The following is a 394-nucleotide window of genomic DNA, read 5'->3' as shown; positions in this document are numbered from 1 at the left end:
GCGCCAACCTCGTCAATCCGACCTTCGTCGCCGATGCGCCGGGCGCCTATTCGCTGCAGCTGGTGGTCAACGACGGCCTCGTGAACAGCGCCAGCGACGGCATCCTGATCGTCACGGCGAACCGGCCGCCGATCGCCAACGCCGGGCCGGATCAGAGCGATATCCCGATCAATGGCACCGTCGCACTCGACGGCAGCGCCTCGACGGATCCGGACGGGGCGCCGCTGACGTACAGCTGGGCATTCGTGCAGCGTCCCGCCGGCAGCACCGCCACACTGGTGAACGCGACCACGGCGACTCCCTCGTTCACCACCGACCGGCAGGGCCGATTCCGTCTTTCATTGACAGTCAGTGACGGCCAGGCCGCGGCCTCGGACAACGTCGACATCACCAC

Annotated in this window: 1 protein-coding gene; it reads left to right on the top strand. The window is 67.8% G+C overall.

The window, feature by feature from the left end:
• Window positions 1–394 (top strand): PKD domain-containing protein (locus I6F37_RS43805; RefSeq protein WP_225154955.1); only part of this gene is annotated, 394 nt, incomplete at both ends.

Source organism: Bradyrhizobium sp. NBAIM08 (assembly GCF_020193935.1).
GTDB lineage: Bacteria > Pseudomonadota > Alphaproteobacteria > Rhizobiales > Xanthobacteraceae > Bradyrhizobium > Bradyrhizobium yuanmingense.
Note: the sequence above shows the minus strand (reverse complement) of the source record. Positions and strands in the feature narration are given on the sequence as shown.